General features: G+C 71.7%; 15 protein-coding genes and 2 pseudogenes. 7 read left to right on the top strand and 10 right to left on the bottom strand.

The window, feature by feature from the left end:
• From UK82_RS41040 to UK82_RS29790, 3 genes are all read right to left on the bottom strand, one after another.
• On the bottom strand, nt 1-181 hold a 181-nt coding region (locus UK82_RS41040), incomplete at its 3' end, for a helix-turn-helix domain-containing protein (protein WP_255354383.1).
• Nucleotides 182-463: 282 nt separating this feature from the next.
• The gene (locus UK82_RS29795) at nt 464-823 is read right to left on the bottom strand and encodes a putative quinol monooxygenase (RefSeq protein WP_044884928.1); all 360 of its coding nucleotides are present in this window, start codon (nt 821-823) and stop codon (nt 464-466) included.
• A 69-nt stretch (nt 824-892) separates the two neighbouring features.
• Nucleotides 893-1966: an alkene reductase gene (locus UK82_RS29790; protein WP_044884927.1), complete on the bottom strand. Its 1074-nt coding sequence runs from the start codon at nt 1964-1966 to the stop codon at nt 893-895.
• 120 nt (nt 1967-2086) lie between these two features.
• Between UK82_RS29790 and UK82_RS29785 the strand changes: the two genes are divergently transcribed.
• Entirely contained in the window at nt 2087-2458 is a 372-nt protein-coding gene (locus tag UK82_RS29785) for a MerR family transcriptional regulator (protein ID WP_055410747.1), read from the top strand.
• Nucleotides 2459-2468: 10 nt separating this feature from the next.
• Nucleotides 2469-2721 (top strand): annotated as a pseudogene (locus tag UK82_RS43615) (threonine dehydratase); the annotation flags it as partial.
• A gap of 515 nt (nt 2722-3236) precedes the next feature.
• Here the strand turns inward: UK82_RS43615 and UK82_RS29780 are convergent.
• Both UK82_RS29780 and UK82_RS29775 read right to left on the bottom strand, forming a co-directional pair.
• Nucleotides 3237-3887 carry a cysteine hydrolase gene (locus tag UK82_RS29780; protein ID WP_055410745.1) on the bottom strand — a complete coding sequence of 217 codons (651 nt, stop codon included), beginning with the start codon at nt 3885-3887 and terminating at the stop codon, nt 3237-3239.
• Nucleotides 3888-3909: 22 nt separating this feature from the next.
• Entirely contained in the window at nt 3910-5571 is a 1662-nt protein-coding gene (locus tag UK82_RS29775; protein WP_055410743.1) for an AMP-binding protein, read from the bottom strand.
• A 110-nt stretch (nt 5572-5681) separates the two neighbouring features.
• Here UK82_RS29775 and UK82_RS29770 point away from each other — a divergent pair, with 110 nt between their 5' ends.
• Nucleotides 5682-6827 (top strand): acyl-CoA dehydrogenase family protein, encoded by a 1146-nt coding sequence (locus tag UK82_RS29770; protein ID WP_044885014.1) that lies wholly within the window; start codon nt 5682-5684, stop codon nt 6825-6827.
• A gap of 87 nt (nt 6828-6914) precedes the next feature.
• Here the strand turns inward: UK82_RS29770 and UK82_RS29765 are convergent, their stop codons facing one another.
• Nucleotides 6915-8240 (bottom strand): acyl-CoA dehydrogenase family protein, encoded by a 1326-nt coding sequence (locus UK82_RS29765; RefSeq protein WP_083507439.1) that lies wholly within the window; start codon nt 8238-8240, stop codon nt 6915-6917.
• 48 nt (nt 8241-8288) lie between these two features.
• Entirely contained in the window at nt 8289-9410 is a 1122-nt protein-coding gene (locus UK82_RS29760; RefSeq protein ID WP_044884922.1) for an acyl-CoA dehydrogenase family protein, read from the bottom strand.
• A 177-nt stretch (nt 9411-9587) separates the two neighbouring features.
• Here UK82_RS29760 and UK82_RS29755 point away from each other — a divergent pair, with 177 nt between their 5' ends.
• From UK82_RS29755 to UK82_RS29745, 3 genes are all read left to right on the top strand, one after another.
• Nucleotides 9588-10595, top strand: a complete 1008-nt coding sequence (locus tag UK82_RS29755; protein WP_044885012.1) for an LLM class F420-dependent oxidoreductase — start codon at nt 9588-9590, stop codon at nt 10593-10595.
• 210 nt (nt 10596-10805) lie between these two features.
• Nucleotides 10806-11552: a CoA transferase subunit A gene (locus UK82_RS29750; protein ID WP_044885011.1), complete on the top strand. Its 747-nt coding sequence runs from the start codon at nt 10806-10808 to the stop codon at nt 11550-11552.
• Nucleotides 11549-12190: a CoA transferase subunit B gene (locus tag UK82_RS29745; RefSeq protein ID WP_044884921.1), complete on the top strand. Its 642-nt coding sequence runs from the start codon at nt 11549-11551 to the stop codon at nt 12188-12190. The genes UK82_RS29750 and UK82_RS29745 overlap by 4 nt, the downstream gene beginning before the upstream one ends.
• A 56-nt stretch (nt 12191-12246) precedes the next feature.
• Here UK82_RS29745 and UK82_RS43610 read toward each other — a convergent pair.
• From UK82_RS43610 to UK82_RS29730, 3 genes and pseudogenes are all read right to left on the bottom strand, one after another.
• A pseudogene (locus UK82_RS43610) lies at nt 12247-12862 on the bottom strand (hypothetical protein); the annotation flags it as partial.
• Nucleotide 12863: 1 nt separating this feature from the next.
• Nucleotides 12864-13476, bottom strand: a 613-nt coding sequence (locus UK82_RS43605) for a YncE family protein (protein WP_396230679.1), incomplete at its 3' end; no start/stop codon positions are given.
• 352 nt (nt 13477-13828) lie between these two features.
• Nucleotides 13829-14581, bottom strand: a complete 753-nt coding sequence (locus UK82_RS29730) for a TetR/AcrR family transcriptional regulator (RefSeq protein ID WP_083507438.1) — start codon at nt 14579-14581, stop codon at nt 13829-13831.
• Nucleotides 14582-14716: 135 nt separating this feature from the next.
• Between UK82_RS29730 and UK82_RS29725 the strand changes: the two genes are divergently transcribed.
• Nucleotides 14717-16030: carboxyl transferase domain-containing protein (locus tag UK82_RS29725; protein ID WP_055410738.1), on the top strand; the 1314-nt coding region annotated here is incomplete at its 3' end.

Genomic DNA, 16030 nt, shown 5'->3' with positions numbered 1-16030 from the left:
GTTCGGTCTCGGTGATCCGCCGTGGGCGTCCGGGGATCGGCTGGTCGGCCAGCCCGTCCAGGCCGTCGGTGTTGAACCGGTGCAGCCACAGGCGCACCGTCTTGGGGTGGCAGCCCACCGCGGCGGCGATCTGGGGGACGTGGTTGCCCGACCAGCTGGCCATGATGATCCGGGCACGCAGGATCCAGTCGGCCGGAGCGTGCCGGGCCCCAGCCAGCTGGCAGATCTTCTGCTCCTCGGCCGGATCACCCGGGAGCCGCGCGGACAGGAAAGTCGGNATGACGTGCTCCTCACCAAAACACGGTGATACCCCGACCCACCCGATCTACCCCGGCCTTGAGGAACGTTGCACTAGCCCGGTGTGTCGAGGCCGAGAAGGCGTCCCCGTCCCCAGCGCACCGAGATATTCGGGCTGGGACGTCTGCGGCGGCGTCGACGTAGTTCAGCCCGGATGCTGGTGGTCTCAGGCCCGGGGGTCTCTCTCGTTGAGCGCGTCGAACTTGCGCACCTCATTGCGCATGTGCGGGCTCCACTTGGCGAAGAGCGCCATGACCTCCGGTGTGGCCAGGTGCCGATCGAGCGCCTCCTGGGACGTCCATTGCTCGAGCACCGTGACGGTTCCGGTCGCCGCGTCCTCCACGCAGAACGAGATCAGCACGTTTCCCGGGTTCGCTGCGGCGACCGGGTACGTCGCCTGTGCCTCGGTGATGAACGTCTCGACGTCACCGACCGGGACGAAGACCCGGCCGGCAATGATGATGGCCGTCTGGTCAGACAGTTCCGTGCTTGCGGTGGTGGCGGCCTTGTCCTGGAGCGAATTCATTGTTCCTTCTCGTCCTTCGTGTCTCGATGCAGAGCCGGACCGTTCCGCCCCTGCGTCCGCTTGCTCCGGTCAGGCGGTGTACTGGTACGCCGGGTAGGTGAGATAGCCCGCGTCGCCGCCCTGGTAGTACGTGGCCATGTCGGCGGGTGCGACCGGCAGGCCGGTGCGCAGCCGTTCCACCAGGTCGGGGTTGGCGATGAAGGCACGGCCAAAGCTGATCAGATCCGCGCCCAGGCCGAGCCAGTGGTCGGCGGCGGTCCGGTCGACCTGCTTCGGGCCCATCGGCAACACCGGATTCATGATCAGGCTGCCCGGCCACGCGCGGCGCAGCCCGACCAGCACCTTCTCCTCGGCAGTCGCCTCCAGGTGCACGTAGGCGAGGTCGAAGCGGACGAGTTCGGCGAGCAGAGCCGCGTACAGCTCCGGCACCTCGGTCTCCTCGACGCCCCAGAAGGTGCCGCCGGGCGAGAGCCTGATCGCGGTGCGGGCCGCGCCCACGGCGTCCACCGTGGCGGCGACCGCCTCGACGGCGAAACGGATGCGGTGGGCGATCGGGCCGCCATACGAGTCGGTGCGCAGGTTGGCGTTGGACGACAGGAACTGCGAGATCAGGTAGCCGTTCGCGCCGTGCAGTTCGACGCCGTCGAATCCGGCGTCGATGGCGCGCCGGGCGGCCTCGGCGTACGAGCGGGCCTGCTCGGGCACCTCGGAGGCGTCCAGGACGCGGGGGACCGGCGCGGCCTGCGGCCCGGTCGGGGTGAACACGTCGCCCACGGCGGCGACAGCGGACGGCCCGACCGGCTGGAGACCGGTGGTGTCGGGGTGCGAGACCCGGCCGCCGTGCATGATCTGAGCGAAGATGCGCCCGCCGTTGGCGTGCACGGCGTCGGTGACGGGCCGCCAGGCGGCCACCTGCTCGTCGGTGTACAGGCCCGGGGTGCCCGGGTTGGACTGCCCGACCAGGCTGGGCTGCACCCCCTCGCTGACGATCAACCCGGCGGTGGCCCGCTGGGCGTAGTAGACCGCCATGGACGGGGTCGCGAGGCTCCCCGCCGCGGCCCGGACCCGGGTCATCGGGGCCATCACGACACGGTTGGGTAGCTCCAGACCGCCGAGGCGGTAGCGGTCGAACAGCGTGATCATGCCGGAACTCCTTCATACCTGGTCAAAGGCCTCGGAACGGCGAGCCCGACAGGTACGCTAAAACCTGACATCAATGTGAGAGGCAAGTCGTAGGGGCGGGATCACAGCCGGGAGGGTGAGATGCGGATCGGCGAACTCGCGGCGCTGGCCGGAGTCAGTGTCCGTTCGCTGCGCTACTACGAGGAGCAGGGACTGCTCACCAGCACCCGCAGCGCCGGCGGGCAGCGGCACTACACGCAGGACGATGTCGAGCGGGTCGCCTTCATCCGGCGCCTGTATACGGCCGGGCTGTCCAGCCGCACCGTCACCGAACTGCTGCCGTGCCTCGACTCGCCCAGCGACGAGAATTCCGACGCCGCGATGGAGCGCATGGCCAAGGAGCGCGACCGGCTCTCCACCCACATCGAGGACCTGCTGCGCACCCGCGACGCGCTCGACGTCCTGATGGTCGCGGCCCAAGCCCACCGCGACGCCCGCCAGACCGCCGCATGACGGCGTCCCGGTCCTAGCTTCGGCTTCTCTGGTCGCTGACGACGCTGTCCTGGTCCAGAAGGCGTCGATCATCGCCGGTATGCGGATACTCCTCGACCACGCTGGCCTCGCCGGAACCGTCGGCCGCGCTCGGCATCGCGGCGATCCTCGAAGACCGTGACCGCTTCACCGGCTGACGCGTGGTCACCATCATGTGCGGCAGCAACGTCGACGTGGACGCCTATCACCGCTGGGTCGGTGCGGCTCCCATCTACAGGTCTTGACAATTGCTCGTGCACGCGTCGGTGGGCCCTTTCCCTATATCGGTCACCCGGGCGAACATACGTTCGACATTGGGGGTTGGCCGATCCCGAGCTCGACGGCGCGGCTCTGGACTGCTCGGCGTTGCTGGTCCGTCTCGCCGCGGTCCGTCTCGGTCTGGTGCGGGAGATGCATGGCCGAGGCAGCGCGCTGCGGGAAGGCGCGACGAGTACCGCCGCCCTGATCGCCGGCACGATCAGCCGAACAGTTCCTGCTTACTTCTGCTGCCACGTTCGACCCCGCGGAACTCGCCCGGCTCGGCCGTCATATACGTGAACGCCCCACCGACATCGATACCCGCCCCGGCGGCGACAACCCCGACCCTGAAGGCAACGGCGCTGGCAACAACGACGGCGCTGGCACCGTCACGATCCCCTGGCCCACCCTGACCGGCCGCGGCGGGCCGGTCGCGTCTACCAGTTGGGGTCATACCCGTTCGTCACCTCGGTCGGGAGCCATCCTCAGGGCGGGTGTTGAGTCAAGGGCGCGAGGGCGTGGCCGGTGCGGCGCCCCGGCGGCGGGCGAGGTCGGCGCGGACCTCGTCGGCGCGGGCGACCGTCGACAGCAGGCGCAGCAGGTTGGCGACGATCCAGGTGTGCGACTCGGCGCTCGCCCCGGCCGCGGCGTCCTCGACGAGGACACTGCGGTAGCCGCGGTCGGTCGCGCCGAGGGCGCCGCCGAGCAGCGCCATGTTCGTCGACACGCCGGTCAGGACGACCGTGTCGACGCGCAGGTTGCGCAGGGTGGAGTCGAGGTCGGTGCCATACCACATCGCCAGGCCCGAGCGGCGCATGCTGACGTAGTCGCCGGGCAGGGGCGCGACCTGGGGCATCGGCTCGGCCTGCGGGGTGCCGGCGAGCACCCGCTGTTCGCGGCGCACCTTCGCCGAGACGGGGTTGGTGTCGCTGAACGCGCCGAAGTCCGGCCGGTGCGCCACGTGGATGTGCACCACCGGCAGCCCGAACGCGCGGAAGTCCGCGGCGAGCGCGGCGATGCGCGGGAGTATGCCGCGGTCGGCGGCCTGTTCGGCGAGCCCGGCGAAGATCGCCAGTTCGGGGTCGAGGGTGCCGCGCAGGCACTCGCTGACGACCAGCGCGGCGCGCTCACCGCGGTCGAGTCCGTGGACCATCGCGCAGATCCGTTCGCGTCGCTCAGCGGCCGGCGCGCTGGGAGTCCCGGCCGCCCTGACCGGCGTCGGCGGGAACGGGGGCGGGGGCGCGCAGGCGGGCGCGCAGGTCCGCCTTGCGGACCTTGCCGGCCGCGGTGCGGGGCAGCTCGGTGACGATCTCGAGGCGTTCGGGGGTCTTGTGCTTGGCCACGCCGACGGCGACGAAGTGCTCGACGAGGTCGCCGAGGGAGAGCTCGCGGCCGGGTTCGACGATGACGAACGCGCAGACCCGCTCGCCGTAGAGCGGGTCGGGCATCGCCGTCACCGCCGCCTCGACGATCGCCGGATGGCGCAGCAGGACGCCCTCGACCTCGGTGGAGGAGATGTTCTCCCCGCCGCGGATGATGATGTCCTTCTTCCGGTCGACGATGGTGAGGTGGCCGCCGTCGTCGAGGGTGCCGATGTCGCCGGTGCGAAACCAGCCGCCGTCGAGGAACGCCTCGGCGTTGAGCGCGGCGTCGGTGTAGCCGACGAACAGCTCCGGGCCGAGGGTCACGACCTCGCCGGGGGTGCCGGGCGGCAGGTCCCGGCCGTCGTCGTCGACGATCCGGAGGCGGTTGGCGCCGAAGGCGACGCCGTCGGTGTAGGCGCGCACCTCGACCGGGTCCGACACGGCGGACACCGTCACCGTCGGATGCTCGGTGGAGCCGTAGGAGCGAAACGCCCGCCAGCCGGCCGCCTCGGCGGCCAGGACGAGTTCCGGCGGCACGCCCGCGCCGCCGAGGTGGATCTCGTCGAGCGACGGCATCGGCACGCCGGTGTCGCGGACGTCGGCGAGCAGGCTACTGAGGAAGAACGGGGTGGCCCCGAGCCAGCTCACCCCGCGCTCGCGGATCACCCGCGCGACGCGTTCGGTGTTCCACGAGTCGACGAGGATGCTCGTGCGGCCCGACAGGAACGCCCGGCCGAGCAGCAGGACCCCGCCCATGTGCCCGGCGGGGAACGGCGAGAGGTGCACCGCGTCCGGGGCGCCGGCGTCGGCGTCGGCCAGCGCCCGCATCTCGGCGAGCAGGGTGTTGTGGGTGTGCTGCACGCCCTTGGGGGCGCTGGTGGTGCCCGAGGTGTAGATGACCATGCAGACGTCGTCGGCGTGCAGCGCGGGCGGTGCCGGCGGGTCGGCGTCGAGCGCCTCCAGTGCCGCCAGGGTGACCCCGCCCGGCGCCGTCCGCTCGCCGATGGTGATCACGTGTTCCAGGTCGGGGCAGTCGCCGACCGCGGAGAACCGTTCGAGGTAGTCGATGGAGCGCCAGCGGTCGGGCATGACCAGCGCCCGCGCGCCCGACTGCCGCAGGATGTAGCCGACCTCGACCGGCCCGTAGATGTGCACGACGGGCACCATGACCAGCCCCAGCGAGATCGCCGCGTGGTAGACGATCGCGCCCTCCAGCCAGTTGGGGACCTGGCAGGCGATCACGTCGCCGCGTCGCAGCCCGAGTCGGGTGAACGCGCCGGCGAGGCGGGCGCCGCGGCGGTGGATCTCGATCAGCGGGGCCGACGCCGGATGTGTCTCCGAGTCGAAGATCATCATCGACTGGGGGTGCCGCGCGGCGCCGTCTCGTAACGCGTCGACCAGGGTCTGGGTGGTGTGCAGCCCGGCGGCGTACCAGTGGTCGTTCGCCGGCGCGCGGCGCAGGAGACCGGTCATGGCAGCACTGTAGCCGCCATTACCTGCACAAGCTATATCCTTCAGATGATTAGATTCTATTTACCGTCTACCCTGTGATGCTGCCAGACGATCCCCGCGGAGGTCACGAGATGCAGCGTTCCGTCTTCACCCCCGACCACGAGGAGTACCGCCGGCTGGCCCGCACCTTCGTCGAGAAGGAGTGCCTGCCGCACAACGACCGGTGGGAGGCCGAGGGCATCGTCGACCGGGCCGCCTGGCTGCGGGCCGGCGAGGTGGGCCTGCTCGGCCCGGCCGTGCCCGAGCAGTACGGCGGCGCGGGCATCGACGACCCCCGCTACGGCGCCGTCGTCGCCGAGGAGTTCGCCACCGCCGGCATCGGCGGCTTCGCCATCCAACTGCACAACGACCTGATCGGTCCGTACCTGCTGGAGCTGACGACCGACGAACAGAAGGCGCGCTGGCTGCCCGGCTACGTCCGCGGCGAGTTGATCACGGCGATCGCGATGACCGAGCCCGTTGCCGGCAGCGACCTGCGGGGCATGCGCACCACGGCGGTGCGCGACGGCGACCACTACGTCATCAACGGGTCCAAGACGTTCATCAGCAACGGCATCCTCGCCGACCTGGTGGTGCTGTGCGCGAAGACGACCCGCGCGGACGGCGACCAGGGGATCAGCCTCATCGTCGTCGAGCGCGACACTCCCGGCTTCGAGCGTGGCCGCCGCCTGGACAAGGTCGGCGCCCGCTCGCAGGACACCGCCGAACTGTTCTTCACCGACGCCCGCGTCCCGGTCGCCAACCTGCTCGGCGAGGAGAACGAGGGCCTGCACTACCTCATGCGCAACCTGGCGAAGGAACGCCTGTCGATCGCGATCTCCTCGGTGCAGAACGTCTTTCGCGCGCTGGAGCTCACGACCGCCTACGTGCGCGAGCGCAAGGCGTTCGGCAAGCCGATCGGCAGCTTCCAGAACACCCGCTTCGTCCTCGCCGACCTGCAGGCCCGCGCGCTGATGGCCCGGTCCTTCGTCGACGCCTGCCTGGCCGCCCTGGTCGCCGGCGAGCTGACCGGGGTCGAGGCGGCGGCGGCGAAGCTGTGCGCCACCGAGCTGGAGGACGCCGCGGTGGATGCCGGGGTGCAGCTGCACGGCGGCTACGGCTGGATGAACGAGTACCCGATCGCCCGGATGTACCGCGACAGCCGGATCAGCCGCATCCTCGGTGGCTCCAACGAGATCATGAAGGAGATCATCGGCCGCTCGCTGCAGCTGGGCTGAGCGGCCGATGACCTGAGCCAGACGGCCGAGTGGTCAGACGGCGGTGGTGAGACGGTGGCCAGACGGCGGTGGTGAGACGGGCGTTGGTCAGTTGTGGCGCAGCTCGTTGAAGGGGCGGTCGAGGTCGTGGGCGGGTTCCCGGGGCAGCCCGAGGACCCGCTCGCTGATCCCGTTGCGCTGCATCTCGTTGGTGCCGCCGGCGATGGCCAGGATCCGGCCGTTGAGGTAGTTCAGCGCCGTCGTCGACGCCTCGGTGTCCTGCGGATGCCAGACGACGCCGGCGGCGGCGGCGATCTCCAGGCCGATCGACGCCCGGACCGGGTTGAGCGTGCCGGCGGCGAGCTTGCTGTACGAGCCCAGGTTCGGGTTGGCCGCCCCCGACTCGGTCAGGGCGGCGACGTAGGCGTCGAGCTGCTCCTTGACGAGGTCGATGACGTGGGCGCGGGCGATGAGCTGGCGGGTCACCGGGTCGCCCTGACGGCCCACCCGGCGGGCCAGGGCGACGAGGTCGGGGGCGAGCTCGCGGGCACCGGAGTGGCGGGGCGTCTCGTCGGGGTCGCCGCCGAGCCGCTCGAAGACCATCATCGTGCGGGCGACCGTCCAGCCGTCCCCGACGGCACCGATCCGGTTGGCGTCGGAGACGACCACGTCGTCGAAGAACTCCTCGCAGAACTCCGAGCTGCCGTTGATCTCCCGGATCGGCCGGATCGTCACGCCGTCGCTGGTCAGCGGCACGCCGAACCAGGTCAGCCCCCGGTGCTTCGGGACGGTCGGGTCGGTCCGGGCCAGGCACAGGCCGTAGTCGGCGTAGTAGGCGCCGCTGGTCCACACCTTCGACCCGTTGAGCACCCAGTCGCCGGTGTCGGTGCGGGTCGCCCGGGTCGACACGCCGGCGAGGTCGGAACCCGCGCCCGGCTCGGAGAACAGCTGCACCCAGATCTCCTCGCCGGAGAGCATCCGCGGGATGTGGGTGCGGCGGAACTCGTCCGTGCCGTGGGCGAGGATCGTCGGCCCGCAGACCCGGGTGGTCGTGAGGCCGGCGATGCCCAGGTCCGCCACGACGTAGCCGCGGCTCTCCTGCGCGAAGATCTCCTCGTGGGCGGGGGTGAGGCCCTGCCCGCCGAACTGCGCGGGCCAGGTGATGCCGGCATAGCCGCCCTCGTAGACGCGGCGCTGCAGGTCCCGTTGCTGGGCGACCCGCTCGGGGGAGAGGTTGGCGGCGTCGCCGCCGCGCAGGCGGGCCGGGGCGTCGTCGTCCCGGCGATCCAGGTTCGCCGCGAGCCAGGCCCGCACCTCGCGCCGGTAGTCCTCGAGGGCGGGCGCCGTCCCCTCGCCCGCTGTCCCCTCGCCCGTTGTCGCCTTGCCCGCCAGCCGCCCGCCGGCTGCCTGCCCATCCGCTGTCTGTCCGCTCATCGCCCTTCCTCCGCTCGCCGGGGTGTGCTCATCGGTCGTCGCCCGCTCTCACAGGCCGTGCAGCCGGCAGATGCGCTCGCGGTGCCAGGCGGGGTCGCCGAACACGACCCGGTCGGTCGCCAGCCGGCGCAGGTAGAGGTGCAGGTCGTGCTCCCACGTGTAGCCGATGCCGCCATGCAGTTGCAGGCAGCCCTGGGAGACGTCGATCGCGGCGTCACCGACGAACGCCTTGGCCGCGCTGGCCAGCTCCGCGGCGTCGGGCGCCTGCTCCTGCACGGCCGTGAGCGCTCCGCCGGCGATGGCACGGCTGCACTCCACCGCGAGGCTGAGGTCGGCGAGCTGGTGTTTCACCGCCTGGAACGAGCCGATCACCCGGCCGAACGCCGCGCGGTTGCGGGCATGCTCCAGCGTCATCGCGAACAGCTCGCCGATCGCGCCCACCATCTCGGCGACCGTCAGCACCGTGGCGACCTGCAGCAGCCGCTCGCCGAGATCGTCGTCGCCGCCGATCTGCCCGACCACCGCGGAGGCGGGCGCGGCGACGTCGCGCAGGACCAGCTCGGCGTACCGGTGGGTCAGGTCGAGCCCGGCCAGCGGCTCGACGGTGAGCCCGGGGGCGTCGGCGGGCAGCCAGAACAGCGCCGGGCGGCCGTCCACCGCGGCGCTGACGAGGAACCAGTCGGCCAGGTGGGCGTCCTGGACGAGGCCCTTGGTGCCGGACAGGACGAAGCCGGTGTCGCCGCGGCGGACCTTGACGCCGGCCGACGCCTCCCAGCCACCCACCGGGTCGCCGAGCGCCCAGGCCGCGAGGGCCTTGCCGCCGGCGAGGTCGTCAAGCAGGGCGCGCTGCTCGCCGGTGCCGCCGAGCGTGAGCGCCAGCGCCGCCACGTTCGACCCGACGACCCCTCCGGGCTGCAGGTAGCGGCCCCGCTGCTCGGCGATGAGGCCGGCGTCGAGGACCGGCCGACCGGATGGGCTGCCGCCGCCGTGCTCCTCGGGCACGAACAGCGCCAGCCAGCCCAGCTCGCCGATCTCGGTGAAGTAGCCGCCGTCGAGCTCCTCCTCCCGCTGCGCCACCCGGCGCACCGTCGAGACGGGGCAGGTCGACCTGATGAAGCGCTCGGCCGTCTCGGCGAACAGTCTCTGATCCGCTGTCACACCCGGAAGCACGGGCGGTCTCCTCTCGATCCTGGGGCGCCGGTGGCATGCCCTCGACCAGCAAACGCCGTTCGTCCAGCACGTGCTGCCCGGTCAGTGACGCAGCCGACCGCTCGTGCGGCTGCCGCGATAGCGACTATTAAGGTAGCTTACTCAAATCATCTATCTGATCCAACTTAAGGAGTGGACGTGAAGGTCGACGTTGGTCTGTGGGCCGATCTTGACGACATCGCCAGCCGATCACGCGAACTCGAGTCCCTGGGCTACGACGCGCTGTACGTCCCGGAGACCGCGCACGACCCGTTCCTGCCCGTGGTCCTGGCGGCGCAGGCGACCGAACGCGTCATGATCCGCACCGGCGTCGCCGTGGCCTTCCCGCGCAGCCCCATGCACCTGGCGATGGTCGCCAACGACCTGCACACCATCAGCGGGGGTCGGTTCGTCCTCGGGCTCGGATCGCAGGTCAAGCCGCACATCGAGAAGCGCTTCAGCGCCGTGTGGTCCGAGCCGGCCAAGCGCATGCGGGAGATCGTTCTCGCCATCCAGGCGATCTGGCGGTGCTGGAACGACGGCGAGCGCCTCGACTTCCAGGGCGAGTTCTACCAGCACACCCTGATGACGCCGTTCTTCAACCCCGGGCCCAACCCGTACGGGACGCCGCGTATCCAGCTCGCCGCCCTCGGGCCGCGCATGACCGAGGTCGCTGGCGAGGTCTCCGACGGGATCCTGCTGCACGGCCTGTCCTCCGAGCGGTTCGTGCGCGAGGTGACCCTGCCGGCGCTGGAGCGGGGCCTGGCGCGGGCCGGGCGCAAGCGCTCGGACGTCGAGCTGACCTTCCCGACCCTCATCGCCACCGGGGACACCGAGGAGGAGCTGGCCGAGTCGGAGAAGAAGCTGCGCCAGCACTTCGCCTTCTACGCCTCCACCCCCGCCTACAGCGCGGTCCTGGAGCTGCACGGCTGGGGCGGCCTGCAGCGCGACCTCTACGAGCTGACCCGCGACGGCCGGTGGCAGGACCTCGGCTCGCTCGTCACCGAGGAGGTGCTGGAGGTCTTCACGGCGCGGGGCACCCCGGAGGACATCCCGAAGCAGATCCGGGCCCGCGTCGGCGACATCGCCGACCGGGTGAGTTTCTACTCGCCCGCCCCCATCACCCCCGAGGTCATCTCCCGCATCCTCGCCGGCCTGAAGGGCTAGCGACGGTCCTGCGTGGCGGCGGGTCACGGCGCGCCGGCCGGAGTACGGGAGCGGCGCGGCGCGGCCCGGTCGCCGTCGCCTGAGCCTGATCGGGCGGTGGGGGCTGGACGGGGATGTTAGTTGTGGCTAACTTCGTCTGGGTTAGCGGACGCTAACGTGCGGGTGGCTCCGGTGTGGTGCCGCCCACTGCTGTGGGAGGCGGGTGCGCGGGTGGACAAGGTGGTCGCGAGTGCGGCCCTGGCGGTGGCCGACATCCCGGACGGGGCGTCGCTGGCGGTCGGGGGGTTCGGGCTGTGCGGCATCCCGAGTGTCCTGATCGACGCCCTGCTGGCGGCCGGGGTCGGCGGGCTGAAGACCGTGAGCAACAACTGCGGGGTCGACGACTGGGGGCTCGGCCTGCTGCTGCGGGCGGGCCGGATCCGGCGCACGACAGGGTCGTACGTGGGGGAGAACAAGGAGTTCGAGCGCCAGTTCCTGGCCGGCGAGCTGGAGGTCGAACTGGTGCCGCAGGGCACGCTCGCCGAGCGGCTGCGGGCGGGCGGGGCGGGCATCCCGGCGTTCTACACCCCGGCCGGGGTGGGCACGCAGGTCGCCGAGGGCGGCGTCCCGTTGCGCCACGACGCCTCCGGTCGCGTGGCGCTCGCGTCCCCGCCCAAGGAGACCCGGGTGTTCGACGGCACCGAGTACGTCCTGGAACGGGGAATCGTCTGCGACTTCGGGTTGGTGCACGCCTGGCGCGGCGACCGGCACGGCAACCTGGTCTACCGGGCGAGTGCGGCGAACTTCAACCCGCTGTGCGCGGCGGCGGGCCGGGTGACCATCGCCGAGGTCGAGGAGCTGGTGGAACCCGGCGAGCTCGACCCGGACCAGGTGCACACCCCGGGGATCCTGGTCCAGCGGGTGGTGCACGCGCCGGATCCGGAGAAGCGGATCGAACGCAGGACGGTGACGGCATGACGTTGACACGGGACGGGCTCGCCGCGCGGGTGGCGCGGGAGCTGGTCGACGGCCAGTACGTCAATCTCGGGATCGGGCTGCCGACCCTGGTGCCGGGTCACCTGCCGGCCGACGTGACGGTGGTGTTGCACAGCGAGAACGGCATCCTGGGAGTCGGCCCCTACCCGGCTCCGGACCGGGTCGACGCGGACCTGGTCAACGCGGGCAAGGAGACGGTGACCGTGCTGCCGGGGGCGTCGTATTTCGACTCGGCGACGTCGTTCGGGATGATCCGTGGCGGCCATGTCGACGTCGCGGTGCTCGGCGCGATGCAGGTCTCCGCGCAGGGTGACCTCGCGAACTGGATGATCCCCGGCCGGATGGTGAAGGGGATGGGTGGCGCGATGGACCTCGTGCACGGCGCGCGGCGGGTCATCGTGATGATGGAGCACGTCGCCCGCGACGGGACCCACAAGCTGGTGCGGGAGTGTTCCCTGCCGCTGACGGGCCGGGCTTGCGTGCACCGGGTCATCACCGACCTCGCGGTCCTCGACGTCGAACCCGGCCACGGCCTCGTGCTGCGCGAGCTCGCCCCGGGCGTCACCGTCGAGGAGGTCCGCGCCGCCACCGGCCCCGACCTCACCGTCCACCTCGACTGACCCGTCTGCCTCGACTGACCCGTCTGCCGCCCGGGCCGGCGGCCTCGGTGGCGACCTCAGCGCATGATTCCGGTGTGGCCGAGGGAGTAGCGCCCGGGCTGGGGCCAGACGGTCAGCCCGTGCGGCTCCCGGCCGACGGGGATCTTCGTCAGCAGTCGGCCCGTGGTGGGATCGGCCCCTGCCGCGGCGCCGGTGTCGAACACGTAGACGACGTTGCTGCGACGTCCCGACAGCCACAGGCGGGTGCCATCGGCGCTGACATTGCCCATGTCCGGGGTTCCGCCGCCGGGAATCGGCCAGTTGGCCACGACGGACCGGGTGGCGAAGGAGATGACCGAGACCGAACCCTGGGTGCCGGAGTGCGGGAACGGGACCATGTCGGAGCTCATGTGGCCGCCCCGGTTGGCGACGTACAGGAAGCGGCCGTCGCGGCTGGGGTACAGGCCGTGGGTCTCCGGCCCGGTCTGGACGAAGCCGATCCGGGTGAAGCTGTCTCCGTCGATGATGTGGACGCCGTCGGCGTTCATGTCGGCGACGTACCAGACCTTCCCGGCCGGTTCGATCTTGATGTCCTGCGGGGCGGCGGTACGCCCGAGATCCAGGTAGCCGAGCACCCGCTCGTGGACGAGGTCGATCTTGACGAGCCGGCCGGCGAACTCGCACGTGGCGATCNCGTAGGTGCCGTCGGGGGCGAAGTCGACGTGGTTGACCCCCTCGCACGCGGTGCCCACATCCAGGCCGTTGCGCAAGGCGAAGGTGTGCGGATCACGGAAGTCGATGCGGTGCAGCGCCTCCGCGATGACCATCGCACTGCGCCCGTCGGGGGTGAAGTACAGATTGTAGGGGTCGGCGACGGGCACCGCCGGGCCCGCGAGCCGGCCCGTCCGCGGATCGATCGGTGACAGACTGTTACCAGCGTTGTTGTTCACCCAGAGTGTCCGCAAGTCCCAGGACGGAACCACGTGCTGCGGCTCGCGGCCGGTGGCGTAGGAGTCCACCACCTTGAGCGTGCGCTGGTCGATGACGCTGACCGTGCCGTCGTGCAGGTTCGGCACGTAGACGAGCGGCGGATCGGTGCGAACGACGTCGCTCAGCATCCCGGCTCGGGCGTGACTGTAGACGTCCACGGCCGCGCCGCCACCCGGGGTGACCGTCGCGGAGGTCGACGGGACGGACGGGAGGTGGGCGGCGTGCGTCGCCGGGGAGGTCGGTGCCGTGGCTCCCGCGCCCCCATTGCCCAGGTTCGCGACGAGATAGACCGCGAGCAGGACCACGACGATGATCACCGCCCCGCCCAGCGGCAACAGACGCCGTACACCGGGAGGTCGCCCTCGCCTGCGATGATGTGAGGAAGCCCGCGCCGACACGCCGACAGACTAGCGAGGCCCCGGGAGGCCGGACCGCCCGGGAGGGTGAGTCCGGTGGAGATGTCGGTTTCCCGCGCTGGGACGGGGATCGGTCGCGACCGGCGCGCTCGGGTCGGCCAGGTCCTCGGCCAGCACCCGCGCGCCCGCCGAGCCGTGGACGTAGCGGGTGTCGCCGCCCCGCCCACCGGATTTCTGCTCGCACCGTGTGTTCTTCATCCGCGTGCTCGTCGCCTGCTCGCGGGCTTGGGCGCGGACGACGGCGACGCGCACACTAGGCCGTAGCTGCGGCGATCGCCATCGCCTGCAGTGTGGTCGCCCGGACCGCGGGATCGAGGGCACCGGAGCTGTGCGGGGTCGAATTGATCAGACCGAAGATCGCGTGGGCGCGGACGCGGGCGGCGGGCGCGGTCAGCTCGGGGCGCAGCCGGCGCAGCACGCCGACCCACAGCTCGACGTAGGCGCGTTGCAGCCGCCGGACCTCGTGCTCGTCCGGCGCCGGCAGGCTGTGCAGGTCACGGTCGTGGATGACGATCAGGTCGGGGTTGCCGACGGCGAACTCGACGTGCCGGCGGACGAGGCGGTCGAGGGCGTCGGACGCGCTCGGGTCCGCGCTCAGCACGGTCTGGGCACCCTGGAGCAGATGCTGGCTGATGCCCACGAGCAGCTCCGTGAGCATCGCGTCCTTGCTGGCGAAGTGCCGGTAGATGCCGGGCCCGCGGATGCCGACCGCGGCGCCGATCTGCTCGATGCCGACCCCGCGAAACCCCCGCTCGGCGAACAGCCGGGCCGCCGCCTGCAGCAGGTCGTCCCGGCGCCCGGTGCGAGGCCGCCTGACCGGCGAAGCCGCGACCGGGGCTGCGCCAGGGGGGGCCGCGCCGGTGGGGTCGGGCTCGGCCGCGGCCGGCGCGGGCGCGGGATCCTTCACCGCCGCGTGGGCGGGCGCTGCGGCGGCGTCCGAGGCGGCGTCGGAGAAGGTGGGGGCCAGACCCGCCGGGGGCGTCACTCGGGTGGCACGCGACGGCACGATGTGGTCCTCCTCCGGGCAGAGGCTACCAAGCGCGGCCCACCGGCCGGTGGCCGGAAGTGCGCGGGCGGTGGCGGACGTCCCGGCAGGCCGGACGGTCGACGGGAGTGTTAGCACGCGCTAACATCTGGACCCATGTTAGCGACTGTTAACGTCGGCGACGGCCCCGCCGCCGCACGCGCACGGGCCGCGGCGGCGGAGGACCTGACCGGGCCGCCGCTGCGCAGCGCCGTCGACGCCGCCTCGCCCGCGGCGCGCGGGTACGCCGAGACCCACGCCGCGCTCGTCGCCGAGCTGCGCGAGCGGCTCGCCGCGGCGGCCCTGGGCGGCCCGGAGCCCGTGCGGCGCCGGCACGTCGAGCGCGGCAAGCTGCTGGCGCGCGAGCGCATCGAGGTGCTGCTCGACCCGGGCAGCCCCTTCCTGGAACTGTCCCCGCTGGCCGCCGACGGGATGTACGACGGCGACGCGCCGGGTGCGGGCATCGTCACGGGCATCGGCCGGATCGCGGGGCGGGAATGCGTCGTCGTCGCGAACGACGCCACCGTGAAGGGCGGGACGTACTACCCGCTGACGGTGAAGAAGCACCTGCGGGCGCAGGAGGTGGCGCTGCATAATCGGCTGCCCTGCGTCTACCTCGTCGACTCCGGTGGGGCGTTCCTGCCGATGCAGGACGAGGTGTTTCCGGACCGGGAGCATTTCGGCCGGATCTTCTACAACCAGGCCACGATGTCCAAGGCCGGCATCGCCCAGATCGCGGCGGTGCTCGGCTCGTCGACGGCGGGCGGCGCCTACGTCCCGGCGATGAGCGACGAGACGGTCATCGTCCGCAACCAGGGGACGATCTTCCTCGGTGGCCCGCCGCTGGTCAAGGCCGCCACCGGGGAGGTCGTCGCGGCCGAGGACCTCGGCGGCGGCCTGCTGCACGCGAAGACCTCCGGGGTCGTCGACCACCTGGCCGACGACGACGCCGACGCCCTGCAGACCGTGCGCCGGATCGTCGCGAGCCTGGCCCCGCGGGCGGCGCGGCCCTGGCCGGTCGCGGCGGTGGAGGAGCCCGCGGTCGACCCGGCCGGCCTGTACGCGGCGGTGCCGACGGATTCGCGGACGCCGTATGACGTGCGGGAGGTGATCGCGCGGGTGGTGGACGGGAGTCGGTTCGCGGAGTTCAAGCGGGAGTACGGGTCGACGTTGGTGACCGGGACGGCGCGGTTGCATGGTCATCCGGTGGGGATCGTGGCGAACAACGGGGTGTTGTTCGGCGAGTCGGCGCTCAAGGGGGCGCATTTCATCGAGTTGTGTGATCAGCGGGGGATTCCGTTGGTGTTCCTGCAGAACATCTCGGGGTTCATGGTGGGGCGGGAGTACGAGGCGGGTGGTATTGCGAAGCACGGGGCGAAGATGGTGACGGCGGTGGCGTGTGCGCGGGTGCCGAAGTTCACGGTGGTGATC

The organism is Frankia sp. ACN1ag (genome assembly GCF_001414035.1).
GTDB lineage: Bacteria > Actinomycetota > Actinomycetes > Frankiales > Frankiaceae > Frankia > Frankia torreyi.
Note: the sequence above shows the minus strand (reverse complement) of the source record. Positions and strands in the feature narration are given on the sequence as shown.

What these genes read in the sequence shown, in the direction of transcription:
- UK82_RS29765 (WP_083507439.1), bottom strand. Translation starts at nt 8,240, where the DNA reads ATGAGCGGACAGACAGCGGATGGGCAGGCAGCCGGCGGGCGGCTGGCG.
- UK82_RS29795 (WP_044884928.1), bottom strand. Translation starts at nt 823, where the DNA reads ATGAATTCGCTCCAGGACAAGGCCGCCACCACCGCAAGCACGGAACTG.
- UK82_RS29785 (WP_055410747.1), top strand. Translation starts at nt 2,087, where the DNA reads ATGCGGATCGGCGAACTCGCGGCGCTGGCCGGAGTCAGTGTCCGTTCG.
- UK82_RS29790 (WP_044884927.1), bottom strand. Translation starts at nt 1,966, where the DNA reads ATGATCACGCTGTTCGACCGCTACCGCCTCGGCGGTCTGGAGCTACCC.
- UK82_RS29770 (WP_044885014.1), top strand. Translation starts at nt 5,682, where the DNA reads ATGCAGCGTTCCGTCTTCACCCCCGACCACGAGGAGTACCGCCGGCTG.
- UK82_RS29745 (WP_044884921.1), top strand. Translation starts at nt 11,549, where the DNA reads ATGACGTTGACACGGGACGGGCTCGCCGCGCGGGTGGCGCGGGAGCTG.
- UK82_RS29775 (WP_055410743.1), bottom strand. Translation starts at nt 5,571, where the DNA reads ATGACCGGTCTCCTGCGCCGCGCGCCGGCGAACGACCACTGGTACGCC.
- UK82_RS29780 (WP_055410745.1), bottom strand. Translation starts at nt 3,887, where the DNA reads ATGGTCCACGGACTCGACCGCGGTGAGCGCGCCGCGCTGGTCGTCAGC.